This is a genomic window from Chromohalobacter sarecensis, assembly GCF_023061135.1.
Classification (GTDB): Bacteria; Pseudomonadota; Gammaproteobacteria; order Pseudomonadales; family Halomonadaceae; genus Chromohalobacter; species Chromohalobacter sarecensis.
In genome coordinates this window covers 39,626-64,993 of the sequence record NZ_JAKGAN010000001.1, presented here as the reverse complement: position 1 = coordinate 64,993, position 25,368 = coordinate 39,626, and the positions used below count along the sequence as shown (strand labels likewise).

Sequence of the window (25,368 nt, the reverse complement as noted above, 5' to 3'; positions counted from 1 at the left end):
ACGCAACCTCAGTGGGCTTCGTCCCAGTTGGCGCCGGCGTTGGCTTCAACGGTCAGTGGCACGTCGAGCTTGGTGGCGTCTTCCATGCGTTGACGGACGGCGTCGGTGAAGGCGTCGACCTGGCTTTCCGCGACTTCGAAGACCAGTTCGTCGTGGACCTGCATCACCATCCAGGCGTCGAAGTCGCCGTCACGCAGCCAGCGGTCGACGTCGATCATCGCCAGTTTGATGATATCGGCGGCAGTGCCCTGCATCGGAGCGTTGATGGCGGTGCGCTCGGCGGCCTGACGCCGGTTGCGGTTCTGGGCGTTGATCTCGGGCAAATAGAGGCGCCGCCCGAACACCGTCTCGACATAGCCGTCGTCGGCGGCCTGGGCACGAATACGCTCCATGAAGCACGCCACCCCGGGATAACGGTCGAAGTAACGGTCAATATAGGTCTGCGCCTGATTACGCTCGATATGCAACTGTCGACCCAGCCCCCAGGCGCTCATGCCGTAGATCAGCCCGAAGTTGATGGCCTTGGCGCTGCGCCGTTGCTCGCCGCTGACGGCATCGAGCGCCACGCCGAACACTTCCGCCGCCGTGGCGGTGTGGATGTCGCGCCCTTCGGCGAAGGCCTCGAGCAGCCCCTTGTCCCCGGAGAGATGCGCCATGATGCGCAGCTCGATCTGCGAATAGTCGGCGGCGACGATGCGATAGCCGGGACGCGCGATGAAGGCCTGGCGAATCTTGCGGCCTTCTTCGGTGCGGATGGGAATGTTTTGCAGGTTGGGATCGGATGATGACAGTCGCCCGGTGGCCGTGACCGCCTGGTGGTAGCTGGTATGCAAACGCCGGGTCGTGGGATTGACCAACTTCGGGAGCTTGTCGGTGTAGGTCGATTTCAGCTTGGCGAAACCGCGATGCTCGATGATCACCTTAGGCAGCGGATAATCCAGTGCCAGTTCCTCGAGCACCGCCTCGGCGGTACTCGGCGCGCCCTTGGGCGTCTTCTTGATTACCGGGATCTTCAATTCATCGAAGAGAACCTCGCCGAGCTGCTTGGGCGAGCCCAGGTTGAACTCGCGCCCGGCCAGCTCATAGGCGCGGGTTTCGAGCTCGCGTAGCCGCTTGTCCAAAGCGCGACTCTGGGTATGCAGGCGCTCGGCGTCGAGCGCCACACCATTGCGTTCCATATGCGAGAGCACCGGCACCAACGGCAGCTCCACCTCGTCCAACACCGCCGCCAGCCGGCCTTCACCGTCCACGCGGGGGCGCAATTCACGGTGCAGGCGCAGGGTGATGTCGACGTCCTCGCAGGCGTAGGGCGCGGCTTCTTCGAGTGCGACCTGGTCGAAGGTCAACTGCTTGGCGCCCTTGCCGGCGATCTCCTCGAAGGTGATGGTCTTTTCGCCGAGGTACTTCAGCGCCAGCGAGTCCATGTCATGGCGCGTCGCCGTGGAATCGAGCACATAAGACGCCAGCATGGTGTCCTCGAGCCGCCCCGCGACCTCGATGTCATAACGCGCCAGCACGGAGATGTCGTACTTGAGGTTCTGACCGATCTTGGCCTTGGTGGCGTCTTCCCACAGCGGCTTGAGCGCGGCCAGCACCGTGTCGCGGTCAAGCTGCTCGGGGGCATCGATATAGCTGTGCGCCACCGGGATATAAGCGGCCTCGCCAGCCTCCAGCGCTAGGCCGATGCCGACGATATCGGCCTCCATGTAATTGAGGCTGGTGGTTTCCAGGTCGAAGCAGAAGATATCCGCCTGCGCCAGACGCTCGCGCCAGGTCTCGAAGGCCTCCTGCGTGACGATGACATGGTCCTCGCGCGGCGCGGAATTCGTATCGGCCGCCGCCGATGCGTCATCTTCCTCCGTCGCGGGCGCCCCCGTGGACACATCATCGACGCCCTCGTCGCGTCCCTCGAGCAACTCGCCCAGCCAGTTCTTGAATTCCAGCTCGGTGTAGAGGGCCTTGAGCGCCTCGCGGTCGGGATGCGCGATGTCCAGATCGTCGAGCCCCACCGGTAGCTCGCAGTCGGTCTTGATCGTCGCCAATTGGTAAGACAAAAAGGCCTGATCGCGATTGGCGTCGAGCTTCTTGCCCAGCGTCTTGGCGCCGCGAAAGTCCAGCGTCTTGATACGCTCGAGATCGGCGTAGAGCGTCTCGAGTCCGCCCTGCATGCCTTGCAGCAAGCCGAGCGCGGTCTTCTCGCCAACGCCCGGCACGCCGGGAATGTTGTCGACCTTGTCGCCCATCAACGCCAGATAATCGATGATCAACGAGGGCGGGATGCCGAATTTTTCCTCGACACCGACCACATCGAGCGTCTCGCCCTTCATGGTGTTAACCAGCGTGATGTGCTGATTGACCAGTTGGGCCATGTCCTTGTCGCCGGTAGAAATCACCGCATCGCGCCCCGCCTCCGTGGCATGCCGCGCCAAGGTGCCGATCACGTCGTCGGCCTCGACACCCTCGATGCACAACAGCGGCAAGCCCAGCGCGCGGATACAGTCGTGCAATGGCTCGACCTGGGGCCGCAAATCGTCGGGCATCGGCGGGCGGTGCGCCTTGTACTCGGCATAGATCTCGTCGCGGAAGGTCTTGCCCTTAGCGTCGAAGACCACCGCCATGGGACTATCAGGATACTGCTTGAGCAGGCTCTTGAGCATGTTGAGCACGCCCTTCACCGCACCGGTGGGATTACCCTTGGACGTGGTCAGCGGCGGCAAGGCGTGAAAAGCCCGATACAAGTACGACGAGCCGTCGACGAGAACGATGGGGGGCGTGTTGGCCATGGCATCAGCATCCATTGGAAATTCGCGATACCGCCATGATACGCAAGGCATTGCGCAGCGTCAGGCGAAACACGCTTCACATGCGCCGAACGCGCATGATGTGGGATAATGGCCTTTCATTACCTCATGGGCTCGAGGCGCAATACCATCGTATTTGCTCCACCAGCCGAGGAGACCGTCATGCAGCGTCTACCGATTGTTCTTGGTCTGGGGCTTGGCCTCATTATCGGCGCCAGCGCCTCGCTTGCCGTCGCGCAGCCTTCCCCGGACATCACCGTGCGCCAGGACGATAACCGCACCCTCAAGGAATACCGCGTCAACGGCGAGCTCTATGCCATCGAGATCGTCCCCCGGCAAGGCGCCAGTTACTTCCTGCTCGACGACGATGGCGACGGCAACTTCGAACGCCGCGATGCCGCACGTGTCGAGGTGCCCGACTGGGTCACCGGCGACGAATGATGTTGCCTGCTGCACATCAACGACCTCGCGCATGACGGTAGGACTGCCCGCGACAAGCCGCTACAATGCGCGCTTGGCACCCCGGGCGAGAGACACATGGCCGTATTCACTCCTTTGACCGAGCTCCAGGTCGCGCGCTTCCTCGAGCGTTTCGCTATCGGCACGTTGATCACGCTGGAAGGCGTGCCCAGCGGTACGGAGAATTCCACCTTCTTCGTCACCACCGACCAGGGCCGCTTCGTGCTCACCCTCTTCGAGCAGGGCGAAAGCGACGAGCTGCCCTTTTTCGTGGCACTGCTCGACTATCTTGCCGAACACCGGTTGCCCGTGCCAGGCCCCGTTCACGACCGCGACGGGATTGCCCTGCAACAGCTCGCCGATCGCCCAGCGCTGCTGTTCCCACGTTTCCCGGGGCGCCATCCCGAATCGCCGACGCTCGCCCAGTGCCGCGTGCTCGGCGATGCCCTGGGCCGCATGCACAAGGTCTCGCAGCGCTTCGAGGGCCAGCGCCCCAACCCTCGTGACCTGCACTGGCTGGCCATGGCGCAGCACAAGGTCATGAGCTATCTGTCCGAGGCCGACCAGCGCCTGATGGGCGACGAGATCGATACCTACCAAGTCGTCTTCGGCGATGCCTCGAACCTGCCCCAGGGAGCGATCCATGGCGACCTGTTCCGCGACAACACCCTCTTCGAGGGCGACCGGCTAAGCGGCATCATCGACTTCTACAACGGCTGCACGGGCGATCTACTCTTCGACCTGGCGATCGTCGTCAACGACTGGACCAGCGATGCCAATGGCGACTTCGACGACGCGCGCTACACGGCGCTCCTCGGCGCCTACCAGGCGCGTCGCCCGCTGAACGAGACCGAGCAGGCGCTGTGGCCGGTGATGCTGCGCATGACGGCGCTACGCTACTGGCTCTCACGGCTGCTGGTCGTCTACGTCGACCCGCCGGCGCACGACCTCACGCCCAAGGACCCCGGCCAGTACCGCCACCTGCTCGCGATGCGCCTCGAGCACGGCGCCCCGCCCTTGCCGCCCGCCAGCGCGTTCAGGAGTGCGCCATGACCTCGCCCGCCGATCAGGCCCGCCGCACCTACAATATCGATCAGTGGGGCAGCGGCTACTTCGACGTCGACGACGCCGGCCATGCCGTCGTGCGCCCGCTGGGCAGCAACGCCGACGGCCCCGCCCTGCCGCTCAAGGCCCTGGTCGACGAGTTACGCCGCGCGGGTTTGCGTCTGCCGGTGCTGGTGCGCTTCACCGACATCCTCCACGACCGTGTCGAGCAACTGTGCACCGCCTTCGACACCGCCATGCAGGATGAAACCTACACCGGCGGCTACACCGCCGTGTATCCCATCAAGGTCAATCAGCAGCGCCGCGTAGTGGAAGAAATGCTCGCCACCCAGGCGCGCGGCCATGGGCGTGTCGGCCTCGAGGCCGGCAGCAAGCCGGAGCTGCTGGCGGTGCTGGCGCTCTCGGGAGACGGCCCCTCGCTGATCGTCTGCAATGGCTACAAGGACCGCGAATACGTGCGCCTGGCGCTGATGGGCGAGAAGCTCGGCCATCGCGTCTACCTGGTGGTCGAGAAGCATTCCGAACTCACGCTGATCCTCGAGGAAGCTGCGCGCCTGCAGGTCACGCCGCGCATCGGTCTGCGCGCGCGGCTGGCCTCGGTGGGCAAGGGCAAGTGGCAGAACTCGGGCGGCGAGAAATCCAAGTTCGGGCTCACCGCCAGCCAGATCCGCGACGTCGTCGAACGCCTGCGCGACGCCGACGCCCTCCCCAGCCTGCAATTGGTGCATTTCCACCTCGGCTCGCAGATCGCCAACATTCGAGACATCCAGCGCGGCCTGCGCGAATGCGCGCGCTTCTATCAAAGCCTGCGCGCGTTGGGCGCCCCGGTGGATAGCGTCGATGTCGGCGGCGGTCTGGGGGTCGACTACGAAGGCACACGCTCGCGGAGTTTCTGCTCGATCAACTACTCGATGCATGAATATGCCAGCAACGTGGTGTGGGCCTTCCGCCAGGTCTGCGACGCCGAAGACTTGCCGCATCCGCATCTGATTTCCGAATCGGGACGCGCCCTGACCGCCCATCACGCGGTGCTGATCACCAACGTCATCGGCGAGGAACGCTTGAGCGAGGAAGCGCCCACGCAACGCCTCGACGGCGATGCCGAACTCGATGAGTTGTGGCGCGTACACGCCAAGCTGGATAACACGCAGGAACCGCGCGGCCTCGCCGAAGCCTACCACGACCTGGTGCAGGCCATCGGCGAACTGCAGGATCGCTTCGTGCTGGGCCTGGCTACCCTCGACGCACGCGCCGAGGGCGAGACGGTCTACTTCGCCGCCTGCCGACGCCTGAGCGCCCAGCTCGACCCGCGCAATCGCGCGCACCGCGAGATCGCCGATGAACTCGCCGAGAAGCTCGCCGACAAGTTGTTCGTCAATTTCTCGCTGTTCCAGTCGGTGCCCGATGTGTGGGGCATCAACCAAGTCTTCCCGGTGCTGCCACTCACCGGCCTCGACCGACCGCCCACACGACGCGGGGTGATTCAGGACATCACCTGCGACAGTGACGGGCGCATCGACTGCTACGTCGACGGCCAGGGCCTGGAAGCGACGCTCCCGCTGCCCGAATGGCAGGACGGCGAAGACAAGCTGCTGGGACTGTTTCTGGTCGGCGCCTACCAGGAGATTCTCGGCGACCTGCACAACCTGTTCGGCGACACCGATGCCGTGGATGCCACGCTGAACGCCGACGGCCAATGGCGGCTCAGCAACCACCAACAGGGCGATACCGTCGCCGACGTGCTGCGTTACGTGAACTTCGACGCCGACGAACTCAGCCAGCGCCTGTCGCGCCAGCTCAGGGACAGCGCGCTAAGCGAGGCCCAGCGTGACGACTTCATGCGCGATCTCGCCGCCGGCCTGGAAGGCTATACCTATCTCGAGTGACGCCGAATCTCTGGAGTAACGCCGAATCTCTGGAGTGCCGCCGAATCTACGTCACCGCGTCTGCGTGGACGCCTCCAGCCCGAACGAGCCCTCGAGCGACAACTGAGCATTGCGAGGTAACGGCCCGACCCCGGCCGGCGTGCCGGTGAGCACCACATCGCCGGGCTGCAACGTGAAGTGCCGCGACATCTCGGCCAGCAGCTCGGGAATGGCGAACAGCATGTCGCGCGTCTCGCCGGTCTGACGGCGCTCGCCGTCGATCTCCAGCGTGAAGCGTAACGCCGTCCAGTCGGGCACCTCATCCAACGCCACGAATGGCGACAGCGGGCAAGCGCCGTCGAAGGCCTTGGCGACTTCCCAGGGATGGCCCTTTTCCTTCAATTGCGCTTGCACGTCGCGCAGCGTCAAGTCCAGCGCCAGGCCAAGCCCGGCGACGGCGCGCTCGGCCTGCTCGGCGCTGGCGCCGCTCAGCCGTTTGCCGATGAGCAGTGCCAGCTCGGTCTCGAAGTGCACCTCGCCACGCGTGAATTGCTCGGTGATGTCGCGCGCCATGGGCACCGCGCTGGTCGCGGGCTTGATGAACAACAGCGGCGCACTGGGCACCGGGTTGTCGAGTTCGCGGGCGTGCTCGGCGTAGTTGCGTCCCACGCAGACGATCTTGCCCAGCATATGGGGAAAGACTCCGCCACCGGCCAGGCGGGTCACGAAGGGTTGGGCGGACATACAGACTCCTCACAAACGATAAAGCGCCGCGACGCAAAGGCCCGAGTCTAACGCGACCGCCGGCGCTTCACACGGTGCCGCGTTCGGCGGTGACGCTGGGCCGTTCACCGAAACGTGCCTGATAGACGCGCGAGAAGTGGGCCAGATGCACGAAGCCGCTGGTCAAGGCGGCCTCGGTCACCCGGCAGCGGCTATCGGCGAGCAGGCGCCGGGCATAGTCGAGGCGCATCCCCACATAGCATTGTTTGGGCGTCTCGCCGAAATGCGCCATGAAAAGACGCGTCAGTTGCCGCTGGGACTGGCCGATCAGGCGACATATCTCGGGGATCGACAAGACCTGGTCGAGGTGGGTTTCCATTACCGCCAGTGCGCGCACCACGCTGCGCGGCAAATTTTCCAGGGTGCGCGCTGCGCCGGCCTTCCAGGCTTCCTCCTCGGAAACGCGCTGGTGCACGAGTTGGCGCTCCACGGCATTAGCCAGCGCCGGGCCGTAATCATGCTCGATCCATTGCAGCATCATGTCGATGCCCGCCGCACCGCCGGAACCGGTCAAGCGCTGCCCGGCGAATTCGAAGCGCGCCTCACTGACGCTGATATGCGGAAACTCCGCACGGAAGGCCGGCACGCTTTCCCAATGCAACGCCACACGATGCTGGTCGAGCAAGCCCGCCCGGGCGAGGATGAAAGGCCCGGTATCGAGCCCGCCGACACGCCCACCATGCGCCGCGACGTGGCGCAGCACCGCGCGCTCGGCACCGGTCACGCTGACTTCCGCCTCGTACGAGGAAATCACCATCAACAAATCGCCGAGGGCGTGTTCCGCCAGGACTCCCTCGACCTCGATACGCACGCCGTTGCTGGCCACCACCGCCTCGCCATCCGCCGACAGCAACCGCCAGGCGAACAACTCGCGACCGAAGCGGTTAGCCACGCGCAACGGCTCGAGCAGGCAAAAAAGCGTCAGCATCGAGAAATTGGGCACCAGCCAGACATTCACGGTATGCGCCGCGTCGCCGGGCTTGGGAACCGGGGGCTGCTCGGGACGGGGGTAGGGCCAATCGGTTCGGGGATTTTCGCTCATGGCCAGAATCGTCTATTAAATGGCGAATTAGTGCAAATCCCGTTCGATCAATCCGCCTAGGGTAGGGAAACGCCCCGGCTCGCCCGTCGGGGCAATCGACCCCATGCCAGCAGTGGAGAGCATCGTTCATGTCCATTTCCGCCGACGTCGAACTCCAGGACGAAGGGCGCCGTCTGATCCTGCACGCCGCCGGTCAACGGCGTGAATTCGCCGCCCTCTGGCTGCGTGAGCGCGCGCCGGATGCGGCGACGCTCGACACCCGCACCGGGCAGCGCTTGATCGAAGCCGCCCAACTGCCCCTGGCATTGCACATCGAGTCGGCACGCGGCGACGCACAGACTCTGCATGTGCGCTTCAGCGATGGCCACGTCACCGCCTATGCGCTGGACGACCTGCTCGCCGACGCCGCGCCCAACAATGCCGACGTCGCGCCCGAGCTCAGCTTATGGGACGCCGATCTCGAGACGCTGCCCCAGGCGAGCTTCAACGCAGCGCTCGAGGACGACGACGCCCTGCTGGCGATGCTCGAGGCCTTGCACCGTTACGGCTTCGTCAAGGTCAGCGACGTGCCGTGCGAGGAAGATGGCATGCAGCCATTGATCGACCGCATTGGCCCGCTGCGTCGCACCAACTGGGGCGGCATTGCCGACGTCAAATCGGTGGCCAATGCCTATGATTTGACCATGACGCAACGCGGGCTCGAGCCGCATACCGACAATCCCTATCGCGACCCGATTCCCGGCTACATCTGGCTGCACTGCCTGAGCAATGCCGCCGCCGGGGGCGACAGCACGCTCACCGATGGTTTCATGGCGGCGCAGCGCCTCAAGGTCGAAGCGCCCGAGGATTTCGACTGCCTGACGCGCCTCTCGACGCAGTTTCGCTATACCGATGCCACCACCGACCTGGCGAGCGAAGGTCCGCTGATCGAGCTCGACAGCCAAGGACGACTGGCGCGCGTGCGCTACTCCAACCGCACCGAGCGCATCGCCGCCCACGACGCAGCCTTGCTGGAGCGTTACTACGCCGCGCGGCAACGCTTCTATCGCTTGATCACCGATGAGGCGTTGACCGTGCATCTCAAGCTCGGCCCCGGCGACATGCTCATCATGGACAACTACCGGCTGCTGCACGGGCGCACCGCTTACCAGCTCGAAGGCGGCGTGCGCCATCTGCGCCAGGGCTATGTCGACCGCGACAGCACCGCCAGTCGGCGCCGCGTACTCACCGCCCAGCACGCCGGCAGCGCCAATGATGCCGCACCGCGATCCGCCCAAGGAGCCAACGCATGAACCAGGCGACGTTTACCCGCTTCGACGAGAGCACCCGCGACGACTGGGCGCTGATCGACGCGCATTTCCAGCGTTACCAGAACGATGCCAGCCGCCGCGTGCTCGAGCATCTTCTGCGCCTCAAGGGCGATACCCACGGCTATCCCGTCGACCGTTACGAACACTGCCTACAAACCGCGACCCGCGCGCTCGCAGCCGGTGCCGATGAGGAAACCGTAGTCTGCGCCCTGCTTCACGACATCGGCGACGATCTGGCACCCACCAATCATGCGGAGATCGCCGCAGCGATCCTCGAGCCGTTCATCGACCCGCTCAACGTGTGGATGATCCGGCACCACGAGCTTTTTCAGGGCTATCACTACCGCACCTTCTACGGCCTCGACCCACACGCCCGCGAAGCCTATCGCGAGCATCCCGCCTACGCGCGCACCGTACGCTTCTGCGATGAGTGGGATCAGTGCTCATTCGACCCCGACTATCCCACTCGCCCCCTCGAGGACTTCATCCCCATCGTCGAGCGTGTCATGTCGCGGCCGCCCTTCGGCGAGACAGCCAACGTCGAGGGCACGCCATGAGCAATTGCGCCCAACGCTTGCTCGACCTGCTCGTCGCCCATGGCATCGATACCGTCTTCGGCATCCCCGGCGTGCATACCGTCGAGCTGTATCGCGGCTTGCCCGACAGCGGCCTCAAGCACGTGACGCCGCGCCACGAACAGGGCGCCGGCTTCATGGCCGACGGCTACGCCCGAGCGACCGGCAAACCGGCCGCCTGCTTCATCATCAGCGGGCCGGGCATGACCAACATCGCCACCGCCATGGGCCAGGCGCTGGCCGATTCGGTGCCGATGCTGGTGATTTCCAGCGTCAATCGCCGCGACACCCTGGGGCGCGGTCAAGGACGCCTCCACGAGCTGCCCGACCAGCAACGCACCCTGGCCGGCGTCAGCGTGTTCAGCCATACCCTGCAGACACCCGAGGCACTGCCCGAGGTGCTGGCCCGCGCATTCGCCATCTTCAAGAGCGCCCGCCCCGGCCCCGTGCACATCGAGATTCCACTGGACGTGATGCCGCAGGCTTGCCCGGCGCTGGTGCCCAAGACCACCGAAGTGTTCCCGCCGGCGGCGCCGGAGGCCGCACTGGCCTGGGCCGCCGATTGGCTGGCCGATGCCGAACGCCCGCTGCTGCTGCTCGGGGGCGGCTGCGCTGCGGCCAGCGACGCGGTACGCGCCCTCGTCGAACGCCTCGACGCCCCCGCCATGACCACCATCAACGCCAAAGGCGTGCTGGGATGCGACCACCCGCTGGATCTCGGTGCCTGCGCGAGCCTGCCCGCCGGACGCGAACTCGCGCACCACGCCGACGTGGTGCTGGCGCTGGGCACGGAACTCGGTGAGACTGACTACGACCTGACCTTCGACGGCGGCTTCCACCTCGACGGACGACTGATCCGCGTGGACATCGACGCCCAGCAACTGGCGCGCAACCAAGCCGCCGATCTCGCCCTGCTCGCCGATGTCGGCGAGGTCGCCCAGGGGCTGCTCGCACGCTTGCCGACGCAGGCCTCACGCGCCGGCGCCGAGCGTGTCGCACACACCAGGACGGCACTCGCGCTGCGTGATGCCGAGGACGTCGCGCCCTACGCCGGCTTTCTCGACACGCTGCGCGAGGCGTTGCCCGACGCCACCATCGTCGGTGACTCCACGGGGCCGGTCTACGCCGGCAACTTCATCGCCGAGATGCCTGCGCCACGCCGCTGGTTCAACTCTGCCACCGGCTACGGCACGCTGGGCTACGGCCTGCCCGCCGCGCTGGGCGCCGCACTAGGCGTGCCCGAACGCCCGGTAATCGCACTGGTCGGCGACGGCGGACTGATGTTCACCCTCGGCGAACTCGCCACCGCCCGCGCGTGCCGCGTGCCCCTGGCGGTGGTGATCTGGAACAACGCCGGCTACGGCGAGATTCGCCGCTACATGGACGCCCAGGACGTGCCACGCCTCGGCGTCGACCTGCCTGCACCGGACTTCGTGACGTTGGCCAAGTCGCTCGACTGTTACGGCGTGCGCGTGTCGACGGGGGCTGCGCTGCACCAGGCGTTAAGCGCCTCGCGTCAGGCACCGGGACCAACCCTGATCGAGGTCGAGGCGCACCGATGGTCCGCTTGAATTCATCGTATTCACCAGGAGAAATCATGCGACGCACCACCACGCGGCTGATGGCCGCCCTTGCCCTGCTGCCCCTGGCAGCTCACGCCCATGCCGCCGACGAGGCCACCCAGGTCTCCTTCGTCGCTCCGCCGTGGCCCGGCGTCACGGTCAAGACCGAGATCATGGCGCAGATCCTCGCTCCGCTGGGCTATACCAACGAGCGCCAGGAGCTCAGCAGCACGGTGGGCTACAAGACCTTGCAAACCGGCGACAGCGACGTCTTCCTCGCCGGCTGGCTCCCCGCCCAGCAGAACAGCTACGACGCCGCGATGGACGACGGCAGCATCGTCGACCTGGGCAACAACGTCACCGGCGCGCGCATGGGCTTCGCGGTGCCCGGCTATGTCTATGATGCCGGCGTGACCAGCGCCGAGCAGCTCGATGCCCCCGAGAATCGCGAACGTTTCGAGGGCCGCTACTACTCCATCGAATCCGGCTCGACGGTCAGCGACTTCATTCACGACGCCAAACGCAACGACACCTACGGCCTGGGCGACTGGGAACTGCTGGAGTCCTCGACGCCGGGGATGCTCAGCGCGGTGCGCAGCGCCTACGACGAGAAGCGCTGGATCGCCTTCTACGGCTGGACGCCGCACTGGATGGTGCCGGAATTCGACATGCATATCCTCGACGATCCCGAAGGCATCTATGGCGACAACCAGGGCCGTAGCGACGTGCGCACCATCGTCGCCAAGCCCTTCAGCGAGGCCAACCCCAACCTTATGCGTTTGCTCGATCAATTCGTGCTCAGCGCCGAGCAACAAAGCGATTTCATCCGCGAATACGGCCTGAAAGAGCGCGAGCTCGAGGCGGTGGCCCACGCGTGGTTGCAAGATCATCCCGATGAACTGGCCGAATTCCTCGACGGCGTGACCACGCGTGACGGTGAGCCGGGGCTGGCCGCCGTCAAGGCCAGCTTGTAACGCACGGCGTGTAACGCACCGACGACGCTAACGAGGAACCTGCATGCACTATTCCCGACTGACCCAACGCATCGCCGGCGAAGGCGCTGCCGCCTGGGATATCCACTACCGCGCCCTGGCTCTTCAGGCCGAGGGCGAGGACGTCATCATCCTCTCGGTGGGCGATCCGGATTTCGCCACGCCGACGCCCATCGTCGACAGCGCGGTCGATAGCTTGCGTGCCGGCGCCACGCACTATGCCGATGTACAGGGCAAGGCGCGGCTACGCGAACTGATCGCCCACCACCATCGCCAGACAGGCGGCGCCCCGGCGACCCATGCCGACAACGTAGCGGTACTGGCCGGCGCCCAGTGCGGCCTGTATGCCGTGGCGCAATGCGTGCTCGATCCCGGCGACGAGGTGATCGTCCCCGAGCCGATGTACGTCACCTACGAGGCGGCCCTGCAAGCCGCCGGTGCGACTCTGGTGCGCGTACCGCTGCGCTCGGCGAACGCCTTCCAGCCCGATCCGGCCGACTTCGCCGCCGCCGTGACCCCGCGCACCCGGGCAATGCTGCTCAACAGCCCGCACAATCCCACCGGCCAGGTATTCACGCAGTCGCACTGGGAGGCGCTGGCCACGCTGTGCCGCGAGCACGACCTGTGGCTGCTTTCCGATGCGGTCTACGCCGAGCTGATCCACGACGGCGAACCGTTCTCGCCGGATAGCCTGCCCGGCATGCGTGAGCGTACCGTCATCGTCAACAGCCTCTCCAAGTCGCACGCCATGACCGGCTGGCGGCTGGGCTGGGTGATCGGCCCCGAACCCTTGATCCAGCACCTGACCCACCTGGCGCTGTGCATGCTCTACGGCTGCCCCGATTTCATTCAGGACGCCGCCTGCGAGGCGCTGGCCAATCCGCCTGCAGCCCTCGCCGAGATGCGCCACGCCTACCGGACACGTCGCGATACGGTGCTCGAGGCGCTCGCCGATAGCCCGAACGTCGAGGCGCTGTGCCCGGCCGCCGGCATGTTCATGATGATCGATATCCGCCGCACCGGGCTTTCCGCGCAGGCTTTCGCCAACCGCCTGCTCGACGAGCAGGGCGTCTCGGCACTCGCTGGAGACGCCTTCGGCCCCTCGGCGGCGGGCTTCGTGCGCTTGAGCCTGACGGTGGACACCGAGCGCTTGCGCGAGGCCTGCCGACGCCTGGCGCGCTGCGCCGATGAATGTCGCGCGACGGTCGAGGCATGACCCTCACGCGCCCCGGGCGAATTCACCGGGGCGCGATCTTTTCACCCACTGCAGGAGGGGTATGGCTAATCACAACAACCTGGCCATCGAGGCCCGTCACCTGGTCAAGCGCTACGCCGAGCTGGAAGTCCTCAAGGACGTCTCCCTCGACGTGCATGAAGGCCACGTGGTCTCGATCATCGGCTCCAGTGGCTCCGGCAAGAGCACCTTGCTGCGCTGCATGAACCTCCTCGAAACGCCCGACAGTGGCGACCTGACCATCGCCGGCGAGTCACTGAGTTTTTCCCAGGACACTCGCCACAGCGCCTCCCAAGGCACTCGCACCGGCATCAAGCGTCGTCAACTGCAACGCTTGCGCACTCAAGTCAGCATGGTCTTCCAGCAGTTCAATCTATGGCCGCATCTGAGCGTGCTCGGCAACGTCATCGAGGCGCCCATGCGCGTGCGTGGCCTGTCCAAACGCGAGGCTGTGACGCTGGGTGAGCATTACCTGGACCGGGTCGGCATGGCCGACAAGCGCGACCAGTACCCCGCCTACCTTTCCGGCGGGCAGCAACAGCGCGTCGCCATTGCCCGCGCCCTGGCCATGGAGCCGCGCGTGCTGCTGTTCGACGAACCTACCTCGGCCCTCGACCCGGAACTCGTCAACGAGGTCCTCGGCGTCATCCACGGCCTCGCCGAGGAAGGCCGGACCATGCTGCTGGTGACCCACGAGATGGGCTTCGCTCGCGACGTCTCTCACCAGGTGGCCTTCCTGCACCAGGGCTGCGTCGAGGAAATCGGCACCCCCGCGCATGTTTTCGAAACCGCGGCCAGCGAGCGCTGCCGTCAGTTCGTCTCGAGCGTGGCCTGAGCCTTTCACATGACGCCGCCAGCGGCGCCATATCATCCCGGGCCTTCACGGCCCGACACAACAACGATGGGGAACCATGATGATCAAGCACCTGAAAGCAACCTTGATGCAGACAGCGGGCATCGCCCTGCTGGCGCTGAGCGCAACCTCGGCGATGGCGGACGAGCCCCTCAAGATCGGCATCTCCGCTGAGCCTTACCCGCCGTTCACCTACAAGGAGGCCGACGGCAGCTGGACCGGCTTCGAGGTCGAATTGGGCCAGGCGCTCTGCAAGGAAATGGACGCCGCATGCGACATCACGCCGACCGGATGGGGCGGGATCTTCCCCGCGCTCAACAGCGGCAAAATCGACATGATCATGAATTCGCTGTCGATCACCGAGAAGCGCAAGCGCGTCATCGCCTTCAGCGATCCGTACTATTTCACGCCCTCGGCCTACGTCACCGCCAAGGCCAACGACATGCAAATTCCCGAGGATCTGGGCGGCAAGATCCTCGGCGTTCAGGGCTCGACCACCAACGCCACCTTCGCGCGCCGCTCGCTGGCCGACACCGGGGTCGAACTCAAGGTCTATGACCAGCAGGAACAGGCCAATCGCGACCTGATCGCTGGGCGTGTCGATGCCATCCTCGCCGACAAGATCGCGATGACGGAATTCCTCGAGCGCGACGCCGCCCAGGACTTCGAAATCCGTGCCACCGCGCCGCGCGATGATGCCTTCGGCGACGGCGTGGGCATCGGCCTGCGCCAGGAAGACGACGCCCTGCGCGAGAAGCTCAACGCCGCGATCGCCAGCGTGCTCGACAACGGTCGCTGCGCCGAGCTCTCCCAGCAGTACTTCGGCACCAATATCTGCGGCAGTTAAACCGCCTCGCGACCCGCCGGCCGGGCATCGCCCGGCCGGTCCCGATTCCGACACTGCGAGACTTCGACCATGCCAAGCGATCATAGCGATGGCCTGCTGGAATGGCTCGGCCCGATCCTGCAAGGCGCCCTGGTGACCCTGGAAATCGCCTTGCTGGCCTATGCCATCGGGCTCGGCCTGGGGCTACTCGGCGCCACGGCACGCCTCAGCCCCTGGCGCTCTCTACGCGGCCTGGGCACGGCGTATTCCACGCTGGTCCGCGCCATTCCTGAATTACTGTTGATCATCTTGCTGTATTACGCCGGCAGCCAGGCACTCAACGCTTTGCTTGCCGAATTCGGCGGCGACACGCACATCGAGATCAGCGGCTTCGTCACCGCCGTGGGCGTGCTCGCCTTCGTTCAGGGGGCCTACATGACCGAGGTCTTCCGGGGTGCCATCCAGGCGATCCCCAAGGGACAACTGGAAGCCGCCGACGCCTATGGCTTTTCGCGCCCGACACGCTTTTATCGCATCGTGCTCCCCGGCATGCTGCCCAACGCCCTGCCCGGGATGTCCAACCTGTGGCTGATCCTGGTCAAGGACACCGCGTTGATCAGCGTGATCGGCTTCGAGGAATTGTTCTTCACCGCCCAACAAGCGGCCGCCAGCACCCGCGACTATGCCTTGTTCTACGCCCTCGCCGGGGCGCTTTACCTGGTCATGACGCTGGGCTCCAACGCCTTGTTCGCCCGCGCGGAGCGTCACGTCCGCCGCGGCCAACCCAGCACCTAGGAGCCCCCAGACATGGACTTTTCCTGGCTGAGCGATCCGTTCTATCAAAAGGCCCTGTGGACCGGCTTCGTCAATACCCTGTGGCTGGTCGCCGTCTCGGGCGTCTGCGGTTTCGCGCTGGCGGTGTCCTTCGCCATGATCCGGCTGCGCGGCCCGCGCCCGCTGGCCATGCTGGTCACCGGACTGACCACGGTGGTACGCGGCACGCCGCTACTGGTGCAACTGTTCTTTTTCTACGACGGCGTGGGGCGTTTACTGCCGGAGATCCCCGGTCTCCGCGAGAGCCTGATCTGGCCGCTACTACGCGACCCATTCTTCTACGGCGCGCTGACCTTCACGCTGAGTGTCGGCGCCTACACCGGCGAGGTCCTGCGCGGGGCACTCCTGAGCGTGCCCGAGGGCGAGCTCGCCGCCGGCCGCGCCTTCGGCCTGAACCGTTGGCAGATCCTCTATCGGCTGTGGCTACCGCGCGCCATCCAGATGTGCCTGCCCACGCTAACCGGCGAGCTGATCCTGCTGCTCAAGTCGGTGCCGCTGGTCTCGACCATCGCGCTGATGGATCTGCTCAAGGCCGCCAACATGGTGCGCGACGAAACCTTCCTGGTGTACGAGCCGCTACTGCTCATCGCCGGTATCTATCTGGCCTTGACCCTGGTACTCACCAGCGTGATGCGCCTCATCGAGCACCGTTTCCCCGGCGCACGACCGGTCGCCCCCAAGCGGCGGCGTCTGCTGCCTGGCTAGCCGGCGCCGAGCAGTGGGCATCCCTCCCCACAGGGCGCGTCATGCGCGGTATAGTAGGCCCATGAAATAAATACCATGCCCCGCCAGGGCAAGCGTCAACGACGACCCTGGCGGGGCATGGCAACACAGTCATGGGTGAGCGTATTGAGCATGCAACACTTGGATTTGCAGGTCATCGAGCGAGCGCTCGACTGGGCCCGCGACGGTGAAACGGTGTGGTTGTGCACGGTACTGGCGACGTTCGGCTCGTCGCCCCGCGAGCCCGGTTCGTTGTTCGTCGCGCGCGCGGATGGCCGCCATGAAGGCTCCTTGTCGGGCGGCTGTATCGAGGAGGACTTCCTCGAGCGCCTGACACAGGGCGCCTTCGAGTCGCCGATCACCACGCTGCGCTACGGCGACGGGCATGCCGAGGGACCGTCGGTCACCCTGCCCTGCGACGGCATTCTCGATGTCATGATCGAGCGCCTGCCGCCAACCTCGGAGCATCTTGCCCATCTCGATGCCTTGCACGACATCCTGCGTGGGCAGCGCCCGGCCATTCGCCAGGTCGACCTCGCCACCGGGCTAGCGACACTTGCCGATGACGACAGTGAAGGCCCCCGGGTAACGCGTGATGAGCACCAAGCCCGGATGCGCCTGGGACCGGTGGCGCGCCTGATCGTAGCCGGTCTCTCACCGGTCTCGATCGCTTGCGCCGAGTTCGCGCGCTCGCTGGGCTTCGAGGTCATCGTCTGCGACCCACGCGAGGACGCCTGGCGGGATGTCGCGATTCCGGGCGTCCAGACGCAGGTCACGCTGCCTTCCTCGTTCATAGCCTCGGGGGGATGTCATGCGGCGACGGCCGTGGTCGCCCTCACCCACGACCCCCGCCTCGACGATCTGACGATGATCGAGGCCGTGCGTACGTCGGCGTTTTATATCGGCGTCATGGGCTCGCGGCGCACCTCCACGACACGCGCCGAACGCTTGCAGCGCGTCGGTGGGCTCAGTGAGAGGGATATCGAGCGCTTGCATATGCCCGTCGGCCTGGCGCTGGGGAGCAAGACGCCCGCCGAGATCGCACTGGCGGTAATGGCCGATATCGTGCGTGTGCGGCGCGGCAAGGCACGCGATGCACTCTGAACGGGTGGTCGCCGTGATCATGGCCGCCGGCGGGTCGCGGCGGTACGGCGATGCGGACAAGCGCCGCGCGAGCGGGCCCTGGGAAGGCACGCTACTGGGCGCCTCGCAGGCCAAGGCGCGCGAAGCGTTTGCATGCCATCGCGTGGTGGTGCGTGCCGGGGACGATCCCGCGTGCCTGGGACTTGCCGAGAACACGCCGCTGATTCGCGCGACACGCGCCGAGCACGGCCTGGGCGCCAGCCTGGCCGAAGCCTTCGTGGCGCTCGCAAGCGACCCCGCACTCGCCGACGTTCAGGCGGCGGCGATCCTGCTCGGCGATATGCCCGCCATCCGGTCCGATACCCTGCTTCATCTACAGCGTCTCGCCGATACCGAACACATCTTGCGCCCCTGCTACGCTGGTCGTCCCGGCCACCCAGTGCTGTTCGGGCGCGCGTTCTGGCCGGCGCTCACACGCCTGGACGGCGACACCGGAGCGCGGCGGCTTATCCGCCAGCACCCCGAACGCTACCGAGAAGTCGAGGTCGATGATCCCGGCATCCTGCTGGATATCGACACGCCCGCAGACCTGCAGTTCGAGATTCGCAACACTGACGCTCAAGCACCGTATTGACCCAAAAGAAGTGTCTTGCTGTCCAATTTTTACAAGCGTACATTATTAATAGACATCGCATATTATTGGACAACCATGGCAACTTCTTTAGAGTGGGAGATCGCAGAGGCAGCCATTGCCGCCTTCCAGCGCGAAACAGGGCTAAGCGCCTCACTCAGCGCCGTCCTAAACGGCCCACAAGAAGAGGGTCTCAATGTCGAACTGGGTGGCCAGCACTTCCCCGGCGAGGTAAAGCGCTGGGCGGCTCACCTGATACCTGCGCTTTCATACCACTTAGCTGGCAACCCTGGTCGCCTCCTGATCGCCGACTACCTCAACGCCAGCGCCGCCAAGAAGCTGCAAGCCCAAGGCATCCAATTCATCGATACGGCTGGCAATGCCTTCATTGACCGGCCTGACTTTAAGATTTTGATTAGAGGTAACAGTCGCTCAGCGATATTCGCAAGGGAGGAGAAATCGCATGCAGCCGAGCGAGCCTTTCAGCGCCAAGGCCTCATCGTTGTCTACCATCTGCTGCTCGTCCCCAACCTGGTGAACGCCTCGGTGCGCGCAATCGCCGAGCGAACGGGCGTTTCTCATGGCACCGTTGCCAACGTCCTCAAGGCACTCGAAGCCGGGGGCTTAGTGGCGTCGATGAGTCGTAGCGGACGCAAAGTCATCGAACCAAGAAAGCTCATGGAGCGCTGGGTCGTCGGCTACTGCGAAAAACTCGCCCCAAAGCTACTGATCGGCGAATTCCACGGCGAGACAACTGATTGGTGGGGAGAGCGCGACATAGATCGTTTCGCCGCGGCGTGGGGCGGGGAAATTGCAGGAGCCTTTTTCAGTGGTCACTTGACGCCGCAAGTGGCCACACTCTTCCTGCCCAGAGAAAACCTATCCCGACTGATGCAACAATATCGGTTGAGGAAGCCCCCAACAGGTGTCGAAGCCAATGTTCGAATCATGGAACGCTTTTGGAGTGCAGACGATGAAGAGCCCGCTATGGCCCACCCTTTGCTCGCCTATGCGGACCTGATCCGCAGTGGGGATCCCCGCAATGCCGAAATCGCAAGGATTCTGGATGAACGCTATCTCGCTGACCATTTCAGCGCCTATTGATGAGGTGGCTCATACCGCACTGAACGATGTCAGTGCTCTGGCCAAGCAGTTCGGCATCGATTACGTCTTGATCGGCGCCAAGGCTCGGGATCTCATCCTTCATCACCATTACGGGGCACCAGTACGTCGTGCCACCGCCGACATCGACTTCGCCATCTACGTGCAAGGTTGGGAAGAGTTTCGACGCATCCACGCGGCTCTGCTCGACAGAGGTTACCGGCAAGGACGCGCCCCACATGAATTGCGCTCTCTCAACGGCTGCGTCGTCGATATCATCCCTTTTGGTGGCATCGCTGACGAGGACGCCAATATCGGCTGGCCACCCGAAGGTGTGATCGAGATGTCAGTAATGGGTTCCGAAGAAGCCTGCAACACAGCCTATCGCGTTCACCTGACCGGCCCAGCGTCACTCGAGGTCAAAGTGGCCAACCTGGAGAGCCAAGCGCTGTTGAAGCTCGTCGCCTGGACGGAACGCATACCCGCTACCCGTCGCAAGGATGCCGCAGACATTGCCTATCTCTTCCAGCATTACAGTCGTGTGGACTGGGACATGGGGACGCTCTATGAAGGCAAGTGGGCAGCAGTACTCGAAGAAAATGGTTACGACACCACCCTTACCGCCATACAGCTACTCGGTGAGCGGGCTCGCCTGATTGCCGCGCCCGGTACACTCGCACACGTCTCGACGTTGCTGAACGACGGCCTTGCCAACCTCGCTCTCGAAGACTTGGCGACCGACATGAGCCGTGGCATCCCCGAAAGCGTCGACGAGTGCCTACACTGGCTAGCCATGTTCAAACGTGGGCTCGAGGGCGGTCGCATTAGCCTCTAGACTACTTGGCCCCCGAGCCCACCTCGCATTAACTGCGTCCAGCAATCCTCAAGCGCTTTGCGCCTGGGGAACGTCGTCCATCAGCTTGTCGAGGGTGATGGGCAGCTCGCGGATGCGTTTGCCGGTGGCGTGGTGGACCGCATTGCCGATGGCGGCGGCCAGCCCGGTGATGCCGATCTCGCCGATGCCCCGCGCGCCATACTCATTGAACGCCAGATCGGGATAATCGAGCAGAATGACGTCGATTTCCGGCTGGTCGGCATGCACCGGCACCACGTACTCGGCGTAGTCATTATTCACCGGGCGGCCGTTGCGCTCGTCGTACTCGGTGGCTTCGAAAAGCCCCATGCCGATGCCCATCACGACCGCGCCTTCGACCTGGTTGCGCGCGGTGGTTTCGTTGATCACCTTGCCCACGTCGATGGCGCTGACCACCCGCGCCACGCGCAGATGCGAGATGCCCGGATCCCAGCGTACCTCGACGAAATGCGCGCCGAAGGAGCGGTAGGAGTATTTCGAGTCGGCGGCTTCGGTATGCGCTTCGCCATCGGCACTGCCGTAACGCGCGGCGTCGAGCACCTCGGCGAAACTCGCCTGCTTGCCGTCATAACGCAGGGCACCATCGGCCACACTTAGATCGTCCGCACTGGCCTCGGCGAAGATGCCGTTGCCACCCGTGGCGTAACGCTTGAGCTCATCAAGCGCATTGCGCGCCGCACCGGCAATCGCCGGCAGCGTGGTCGCCGTGGCCCAGGAGCCGCCGGAGATCGGCCCGTCCGGGTAGGAGGAATCCCCCAGCTTGACGGTAATCCGATCCAGCGGCACTCCGGTCACGTCGCTCACCGCCTGGGCGACGATGGTGTAGGTGCCAGTACCGATATCCTGGGTCGCGCAGGAAGCGAAGACGGTGCCATCGGCACGCAGCGAGACGCGTGCATCGCAGGGCCGCTTCAGGGCCTCCCAGTTGCAGGCCGCCATGCCGTAACCGACGATCTCGCGGCCCTCGCGCATGCTGCCGATCTCGGGGTTGCGATCGTGCCACCCGAAACGCTCGGCGGCTTGTTTCGTGGCCTCGACGATATGGTTGCTGGAGAAATCCAGATCCTGGCTTTCGTCGCGCTCGGCATAGTTGTCGAGCCGGAACTGCACCGGATCGACCCCCGCCGCCTCGGCCATCTCGTCGATCGCCGACTCCAGCGCAAATAGTCCTGGCGCCGCGCCCGGGGCGCGCATCGAGGTCGGCGTGCCACGATTCACCTGCGTGGTTTCATGGCTGACCGTCAGATCGGGGCAGCTGTAGAGGCTCTTGGTCACGCTACCGCAGGTTTCCACGTACTGATCGGTGAACGAGGTCGTGTTGATCGCCTCGTGACGCAGCGACACCAGCTTGCCGTTGCCGTCGGTTGCCAGGCGCATGCGCTGGCGGGTTTCAGGACGGTGCCCGGTGGTGGTAAACATCTGCTGACGCGGCACGACGAGCTGTACCGGGCGGCCCAGCTCACGCGACACCGCTGCCGTGGCTATCGCATGCGGCCAGGTCCACAACTTGCTACCGAAACCCGAGCCGATGTAGGGCGCATGCACGGTGATACGCTCGGGGGCGATGGCGAAGATCTTGGACAGCGCATTGCGCTCGACCACGACGCCTTGCGAGGCGTCATAGATGGTCAGATCGCCCTGCGCATCCCAGTACGCCACCGAGGCGTGCATTTCCATCGGGTTATGGGTTTCCACCGGCGTGTGGTAGGTGACGTCGATGGTCGTGTCGGCGCTGTCGAAGGCCGAGGCGGCATCGCCACGCGAATGGCCGCCACCCGCCTGGGTGCCGTTGTCATCAAGGCCCTGGGCGAGGTTGGCGACGGCCGCTTCGGCGGCGTATTCCACCTTGACGTGTCGCGCGGCGGCACGTGCATTCTCGAAACTGTCGGCGACCACCAGCGCCACGAACTGGCCTTCGTAGTAAACGCGTTCGTCCTCGAACGGCAGCCGCGTTTCCTCCACCTTGTTGCCCTGCACGAAGCTCGACGGCGTGCGGTACAGCGACGGGAAATGACCGTGGTGGAAGATATCGATGACGCCCGGCATCCGCTTCGCCTCATCGATATTCAGCCGCGTCACCTTGCCTTTTGCGATGGTGCTGAAGACGCCATAGCCGTATGCCATGTTGGCCGGCAAGTTGTCAGCGGCATAGTTGGCGCGCCCCGCGAGCTTATCGGGGCCGTCGATGCGCGGCACGCCTGCGCCGATAATGGGCTCTTTCGTATCCTTGTCGCTCATGCTTCATTCTCCTCGCGGGCGGTTCAGGCGGCGATCAGATCGGTGAGATTACGCACGATGGCCTGCTGCCCGAGCGGAATCTTGTAACCGTTCTGGGAATAGGCGACGGCGTTCTCGAAGGCGCGCTTAGCCGCCTCCGCAAACACCGCCTCACTGGCGGCCTTACCCTTGAGCGCCGCCTCCACTTCCGGCGCGCGCCACGGCTTGGTGCCGACACCGCCCATGGCCACCCGCGCCTCGCGAATGGTGTTGCCGTCCATGCGCACGATCACCGCGCTCGAGGCCAGCGCGAACTGATACGACTGGCGGTCGCGCAGCTTGAGATAAGCAGATCGGCTGCCCTCGAGCGGCGCGTCCAGCGTCACGTGGGTGATCAACTCGCCGGGTTCCAGCGCATGCTCGCGTGCCGGCGTGTCGCCGGGCAGCAGGTGAAAGTCGGCGAAGTCGATCTCGCGCCGGCCTTCCGGCCCCTGCACCTCGACGGTGGCGCCGATAGCGGCCATCGCCACGCACATATCCGACGGGTGCGTCGCAATGCAGTTGTCGCTGGTGCCAAGCACCGCGTGCACGGTGCGATTGACGCCGTCGATGGCCGCGCAGCCGCTGCCGGGCTCGCGCTTGTTGCAGGCGGAGACGCCATCGCGGAAATACGGGCAACGCACGCGCTGCATGACGTTGCCGCCGGTGGTCGCCTTGTTGCGCAATTGGGTCGAAGCACCGGCCAGCAGTGCCTGGGAAAGCACGGCGTAGTCGTTAACCACGCGCTCATCACGCGCCAGCGCCGTGTTGGTCACCATCGCGCCGATACGCAGCCGGCCATCGTCGAGGCGTTCGATGGTATCGAGATCGACGCCGTTGATATCGACCACTGTCTGCGGCTGCATGACATCGAGCTTGACCAGATCGAGCAGCGTGGTCCCCCCCGCCAAAAAGGCGGCGTCGCGTTCACTGCCGTGCGCCGCCACCGCCTGCTGCGGGCTCTCGGCGCGGGCGTAATCGAAATGTCTCATGCGTTACCCCCTTGCATTGTACCGCGAGCGGACTGAATCGCCGCGACGATGTTCTTGTAGGCGCCGCAGCGGCAGATGTTACCGCTCATCGCCTCGCGCACGTCGGCGTCGCTGCTGCCGATGTCGTCATCCTGCAAGATCGCCAGCGCGCTCATCATTTGACCCGACGTGCAGTAACCGCACTGATAAGCGTCATATTCGAGAAACGCCTGCTGCAACGGATGCTGCTGGCCGTTCTTTTCGAGCCCTTCGACGGTGGTGATCTCGTCGCCGTCGTGGGTCACGGCGAGACTCAAACAGGAATTGATGGACGTGCCATTGACCAGGATCGTGCAGGCACCGCATTGGCCGTGGTCGCAGCCCTTCTTGGTGCCGGTCAATTGCAGGGCATGGCGCAGCGCATCGAGCAGGATCACGTTGGGCGTGACATCGAGCTGTTCGCGTCGACCATTGACGGTCAGGGTGATGCGGCGCTGGCCTTCGGCGGGGGGTGCGTCGGCTTGCGTGTCCGGGTCATCCGGCGAACCGGCATAGCTCACCGACGACAACGCCGGCGCAGCCGCCACCGCGAGCCCGGAGACACCGGCGGATTTTAGAAAGCGTCGCCGCGACGGCGATGCAGGGTGTCGTTGGGGATCAAAATACGAAACCTCAGTCTTGAGACGCTCACGGTCATCCATGTCTTATCCTCGCCATTCACCAGTCAGGGCTGGCATCGTTCTTGGGCGAACGCCCGAGGCGCGCAACTTGGCGCTGGCGGGCACTCGCCATCAGAAAGCATTGTGCGGGGCCGGGCCGTGTCAGGCAGCTCGACCAACCTTAACGTTAGGAGAGGATAGGCGCTGCCGCAAAGCGTGGGGCGCAAACTCCAGAGGAATCCGGCAGGATGCCAGAGAATTAGGCATGAAACGCAAACCGCCATCCGGAAGCTCCGTGGCGGCGGTTTGTGGAATCTTTCTGGTGCCGGTGAGTGGACTCGAACCACCGACCTACGCATTACGAGTGCGTTGCTCTTCCAACTGAGCTACACCGGCAACGGCGCATGATGATAATCAGGTTCACGTGGCCAGACAAGCCTCTCGGCCTGTCGCCTATGCAGGCAACACCGGTATGGTCAACAGCAGCCAGAGATATACCGCAATCAGCGCCGCGACGACCGCTGCGATGGCCCAGGCCATGCGTTCTCGCGTCGCTTGATCCCGGGCGACAAGGTGCTTGAGCGCTATTCGCGCGCCCCACCAGACGCTTACCAACACCAGCAATGGAATGCCCACGCCGATCAGAAATGTCATCTCGCCTCCCTCTATTCCGGCCATGCCCGACTATCATGATGCCACGCCCGCGAGTCTCGCAGCGGTCGCTAAGCTCGACAAGCGCATGCCTTCCGATCACAAGATTGTCGACAGTGTATATGCGCAACAAACACTGCACTGGTATAATCTGCCACGACCGCTGGGTCGCCGGCACCATGACGGGCCAACCGAATTCACCATCTGCATGATGATCC

The 25,368-nt window shown here is 64.8% G+C and carries 23 protein-coding genes and 1 tRNA gene; 16 read left to right on the top strand and 8 right to left on the bottom strand.

Annotated elements, in window-relative coordinates; all coding sequences use genetic code 11:
• Positions 1-8: 8 nt before the first annotated feature.
• On the bottom strand, positions 9-2,783 hold the full coding sequence (polA, locus tag L1071_RS00360) for a DNA polymerase I (RefSeq protein ID WP_246967303.1): 2,775 nt from the start codon (positions 2,781-2,783) through the stop codon (positions 9-11).
• A 180-nt stretch (positions 2,784-2,963) separates the two neighbouring features.
• Here polA and L1071_RS00355 point away from each other — a divergent pair, with 180 nt between their 5' ends.
• The 3 genes from L1071_RS00355 to speA all read left to right on the top strand — a co-directional run bounded on the left by L1071_RS00355 (position 2,964) and on the right by speA (position 6,211).
• Positions 2,964-3,242 carry a DUF2782 domain-containing protein gene (locus L1071_RS00355; RefSeq protein WP_246967300.1) on the top strand — a complete coding sequence of 93 codons (279 nt, stop codon included), beginning with the start codon at positions 2,964-2,966 and terminating at the stop codon, positions 3,240-3,242.
• Positions 3,243-3,338: 96 nt separating this feature from the next.
• A complete protein-coding gene (locus L1071_RS00350; protein ID WP_246967297.1) occupies positions 3,339-4,313 on the top strand; it encodes a homoserine kinase in 975 nt (324 codons plus the stop codon).
• The gene (gene speA, locus L1071_RS00345) at positions 4,310-6,211 is read left to right on the top strand and encodes a biosynthetic arginine decarboxylase (RefSeq protein ID WP_246967295.1); all 1,902 of its coding nucleotides are present in this window, start codon (positions 4,310-4,312) and stop codon (positions 6,209-6,211) included. The genes L1071_RS00350 and speA overlap by 4 nt, the downstream gene beginning before the upstream one ends.
• A 51-nt stretch (positions 6,212-6,262) precedes the next feature.
• Here the strand turns inward: speA and L1071_RS00340 are convergent, their stop codons facing one another.
• Together L1071_RS00340 and L1071_RS00335 are read right to left on the bottom strand one after the other, a co-directional pair.
• Positions 6,263-6,934, bottom strand: a complete 672-nt coding sequence (locus L1071_RS00340; RefSeq protein WP_246967293.1) for a fumarylacetoacetate hydrolase family protein — start codon at positions 6,932-6,934, stop codon at positions 6,263-6,265.
• Positions 6,935-7,001: 67 nt separating this feature from the next.
• On the bottom strand, positions 7,002-8,015 hold the full coding sequence (locus tag L1071_RS00335) for a GlxA family transcriptional regulator (protein ID WP_246967291.1): 1,014 nt from the start codon (positions 8,013-8,015) through the stop codon (positions 7,002-7,004).
• Between the two features lie 128 nt (positions 8,016-8,143).
• On the opposite strand from L1071_RS00335, the gene tmpA reads away from it, so the two are divergent.
• From tmpA to L1071_RS00270, 13 genes are all read left to right on the top strand, one after another.
• A complete protein-coding gene (tmpA, locus tag L1071_RS00330; protein WP_246967289.1) occupies positions 8,144-9,307 on the top strand; it encodes a 2-trimethylaminoethylphosphonate dioxygenase in 1,164 nt (387 codons plus the stop codon).
• A complete protein-coding gene (locus L1071_RS00325) occupies positions 9,304-9,882 on the top strand; it encodes an HD domain-containing protein (RefSeq protein WP_246967287.1) in 579 nt (192 codons plus the stop codon). Before tmpA ends, L1071_RS00325 begins: the two co-directional genes overlap by 4 nt.
• Positions 9,879-11,471 carry a 5-guanidino-2-oxopentanoate decarboxylase gene (locus L1071_RS00320; RefSeq protein WP_246967284.1) on the top strand — a complete coding sequence of 531 codons (1,593 nt, stop codon included), beginning with the start codon at positions 9,879-9,881 and terminating at the stop codon, positions 11,469-11,471. The genes L1071_RS00325 and L1071_RS00320 overlap by 4 nt, the downstream gene beginning before the upstream one ends.
• Before the next feature lie 26 nt (positions 11,472-11,497).
• Positions 11,498-12,436, top strand: coding sequence for an ABC transporter substrate-binding protein (locus L1071_RS00315; RefSeq protein WP_246967281.1), 939 nt, complete (start codon positions 11,498-11,500; stop codon positions 12,434-12,436).
• Between the two features lie 43 nt (positions 12,437-12,479).
• The gene (locus L1071_RS00310; RefSeq protein WP_246967279.1) at positions 12,480-13,670 is read left to right on the top strand and encodes a pyridoxal phosphate-dependent aminotransferase; all 1,191 of its coding nucleotides are present in this window, start codon (positions 12,480-12,482) and stop codon (positions 13,668-13,670) included.
• A gap of 61 nt (positions 13,671-13,731) precedes the next feature.
• Positions 13,732-14,523 (top strand): ABC transporter ATP-binding protein, encoded by a 792-nt coding sequence (locus tag L1071_RS00305; protein ID WP_246967276.1) that lies wholly within the window; start codon positions 13,732-13,734, stop codon positions 14,521-14,523.
• 76 nt (positions 14,524-14,599) lie between these two features.
• Positions 14,600-15,388 carry a transporter substrate-binding domain-containing protein gene (locus L1071_RS00300; protein WP_246967274.1) on the top strand — a complete coding sequence of 263 codons (789 nt, stop codon included), beginning with the start codon at positions 14,600-14,602 and terminating at the stop codon, positions 15,386-15,388.
• A 69-nt stretch (positions 15,389-15,457) separates the two neighbouring features.
• Entirely contained in the window at positions 15,458-16,162 is a 705-nt protein-coding gene (locus L1071_RS00295; RefSeq protein WP_246967271.1) for an ABC transporter permease, read from the top strand.
• A gap of 12 nt (positions 16,163-16,174) precedes the next feature.
• A complete protein-coding gene (locus tag L1071_RS00290; RefSeq protein ID WP_246967268.1) occupies positions 16,175-16,906 on the top strand; it encodes an ABC transporter permease in 732 nt (243 codons plus the stop codon).
• 150 nt (positions 16,907-17,056) lie between these two features.
• Positions 17,057-18,028 carry an XdhC family protein gene (locus L1071_RS00285; protein WP_246967266.1) on the top strand — a complete coding sequence of 324 codons (972 nt, stop codon included), beginning with the start codon at positions 17,057-17,059 and terminating at the stop codon, positions 18,026-18,028.
• A complete protein-coding gene (locus L1071_RS00280; protein ID WP_246967264.1) occupies positions 18,018-18,641 on the top strand; it encodes a nucleotidyltransferase family protein in 624 nt (207 codons plus the stop codon). The genes L1071_RS00285 and L1071_RS00280 overlap by 11 nt, the downstream gene beginning before the upstream one ends.
• A 15-nt stretch (positions 18,642-18,656) precedes the next feature.
• Entirely contained in the window at positions 18,657-19,742 is a 1,086-nt protein-coding gene (locus tag L1071_RS00275; RefSeq protein ID WP_246967261.1) for a type IV toxin-antitoxin system AbiEi family antitoxin, read from the top strand.
• On the top strand, positions 19,705-20,574 hold the full coding sequence (locus L1071_RS00270) for a nucleotidyl transferase AbiEii/AbiGii toxin family protein (RefSeq protein WP_246967258.1): 870 nt from the start codon (positions 19,705-19,707) through the stop codon (positions 20,572-20,574). The genes L1071_RS00275 and L1071_RS00270 overlap by 38 nt, the downstream gene beginning before the upstream one ends.
• 48 nt (positions 20,575-20,622) lie before the next feature.
• Here L1071_RS00270 and L1071_RS00265 read toward each other — a convergent pair whose 3' ends face one another.
• The 5 genes from L1071_RS00265 to L1071_RS00245 form a co-directional block, all read right to left on the bottom strand.
• Complete coding sequence (locus tag L1071_RS00265; protein ID WP_246967255.1) at positions 20,623-22,851, bottom strand: xanthine dehydrogenase family protein molybdopterin-binding subunit; 2,229 nt, start codon at positions 22,849-22,851, stop codon at positions 20,623-20,625.
• A 23-nt stretch (positions 22,852-22,874) separates the two neighbouring features.
• A complete protein-coding gene (locus tag L1071_RS00260) occupies positions 22,875-23,861 on the bottom strand; it encodes an FAD binding domain-containing protein (protein WP_246967252.1) in 987 nt (328 codons plus the stop codon).
• Positions 23,858-24,541, bottom strand: coding sequence for a (2Fe-2S)-binding protein (locus L1071_RS00255; protein WP_246967249.1), 684 nt, complete (start codon positions 24,539-24,541; stop codon positions 23,858-23,860). The genes L1071_RS00260 and L1071_RS00255 overlap by 4 nt, the downstream gene beginning before the upstream one ends.
• Positions 24,542-24,819: 278 nt before the next feature.
• Positions 24,820-24,895 (bottom strand) — tRNA-Thr (locus L1071_RS00250).
• Positions 24,896-24,952: 57 nt separating this feature from the next.
• Positions 24,953-25,153 carry a hypothetical protein gene (locus tag L1071_RS00245; RefSeq protein ID WP_246967246.1) on the bottom strand — a complete coding sequence of 67 codons (201 nt, stop codon included), beginning with the start codon at positions 25,151-25,153 and terminating at the stop codon, positions 24,953-24,955.
• Between the last annotated feature and the right edge of the window lie 215 nt (positions 25,154-25,368).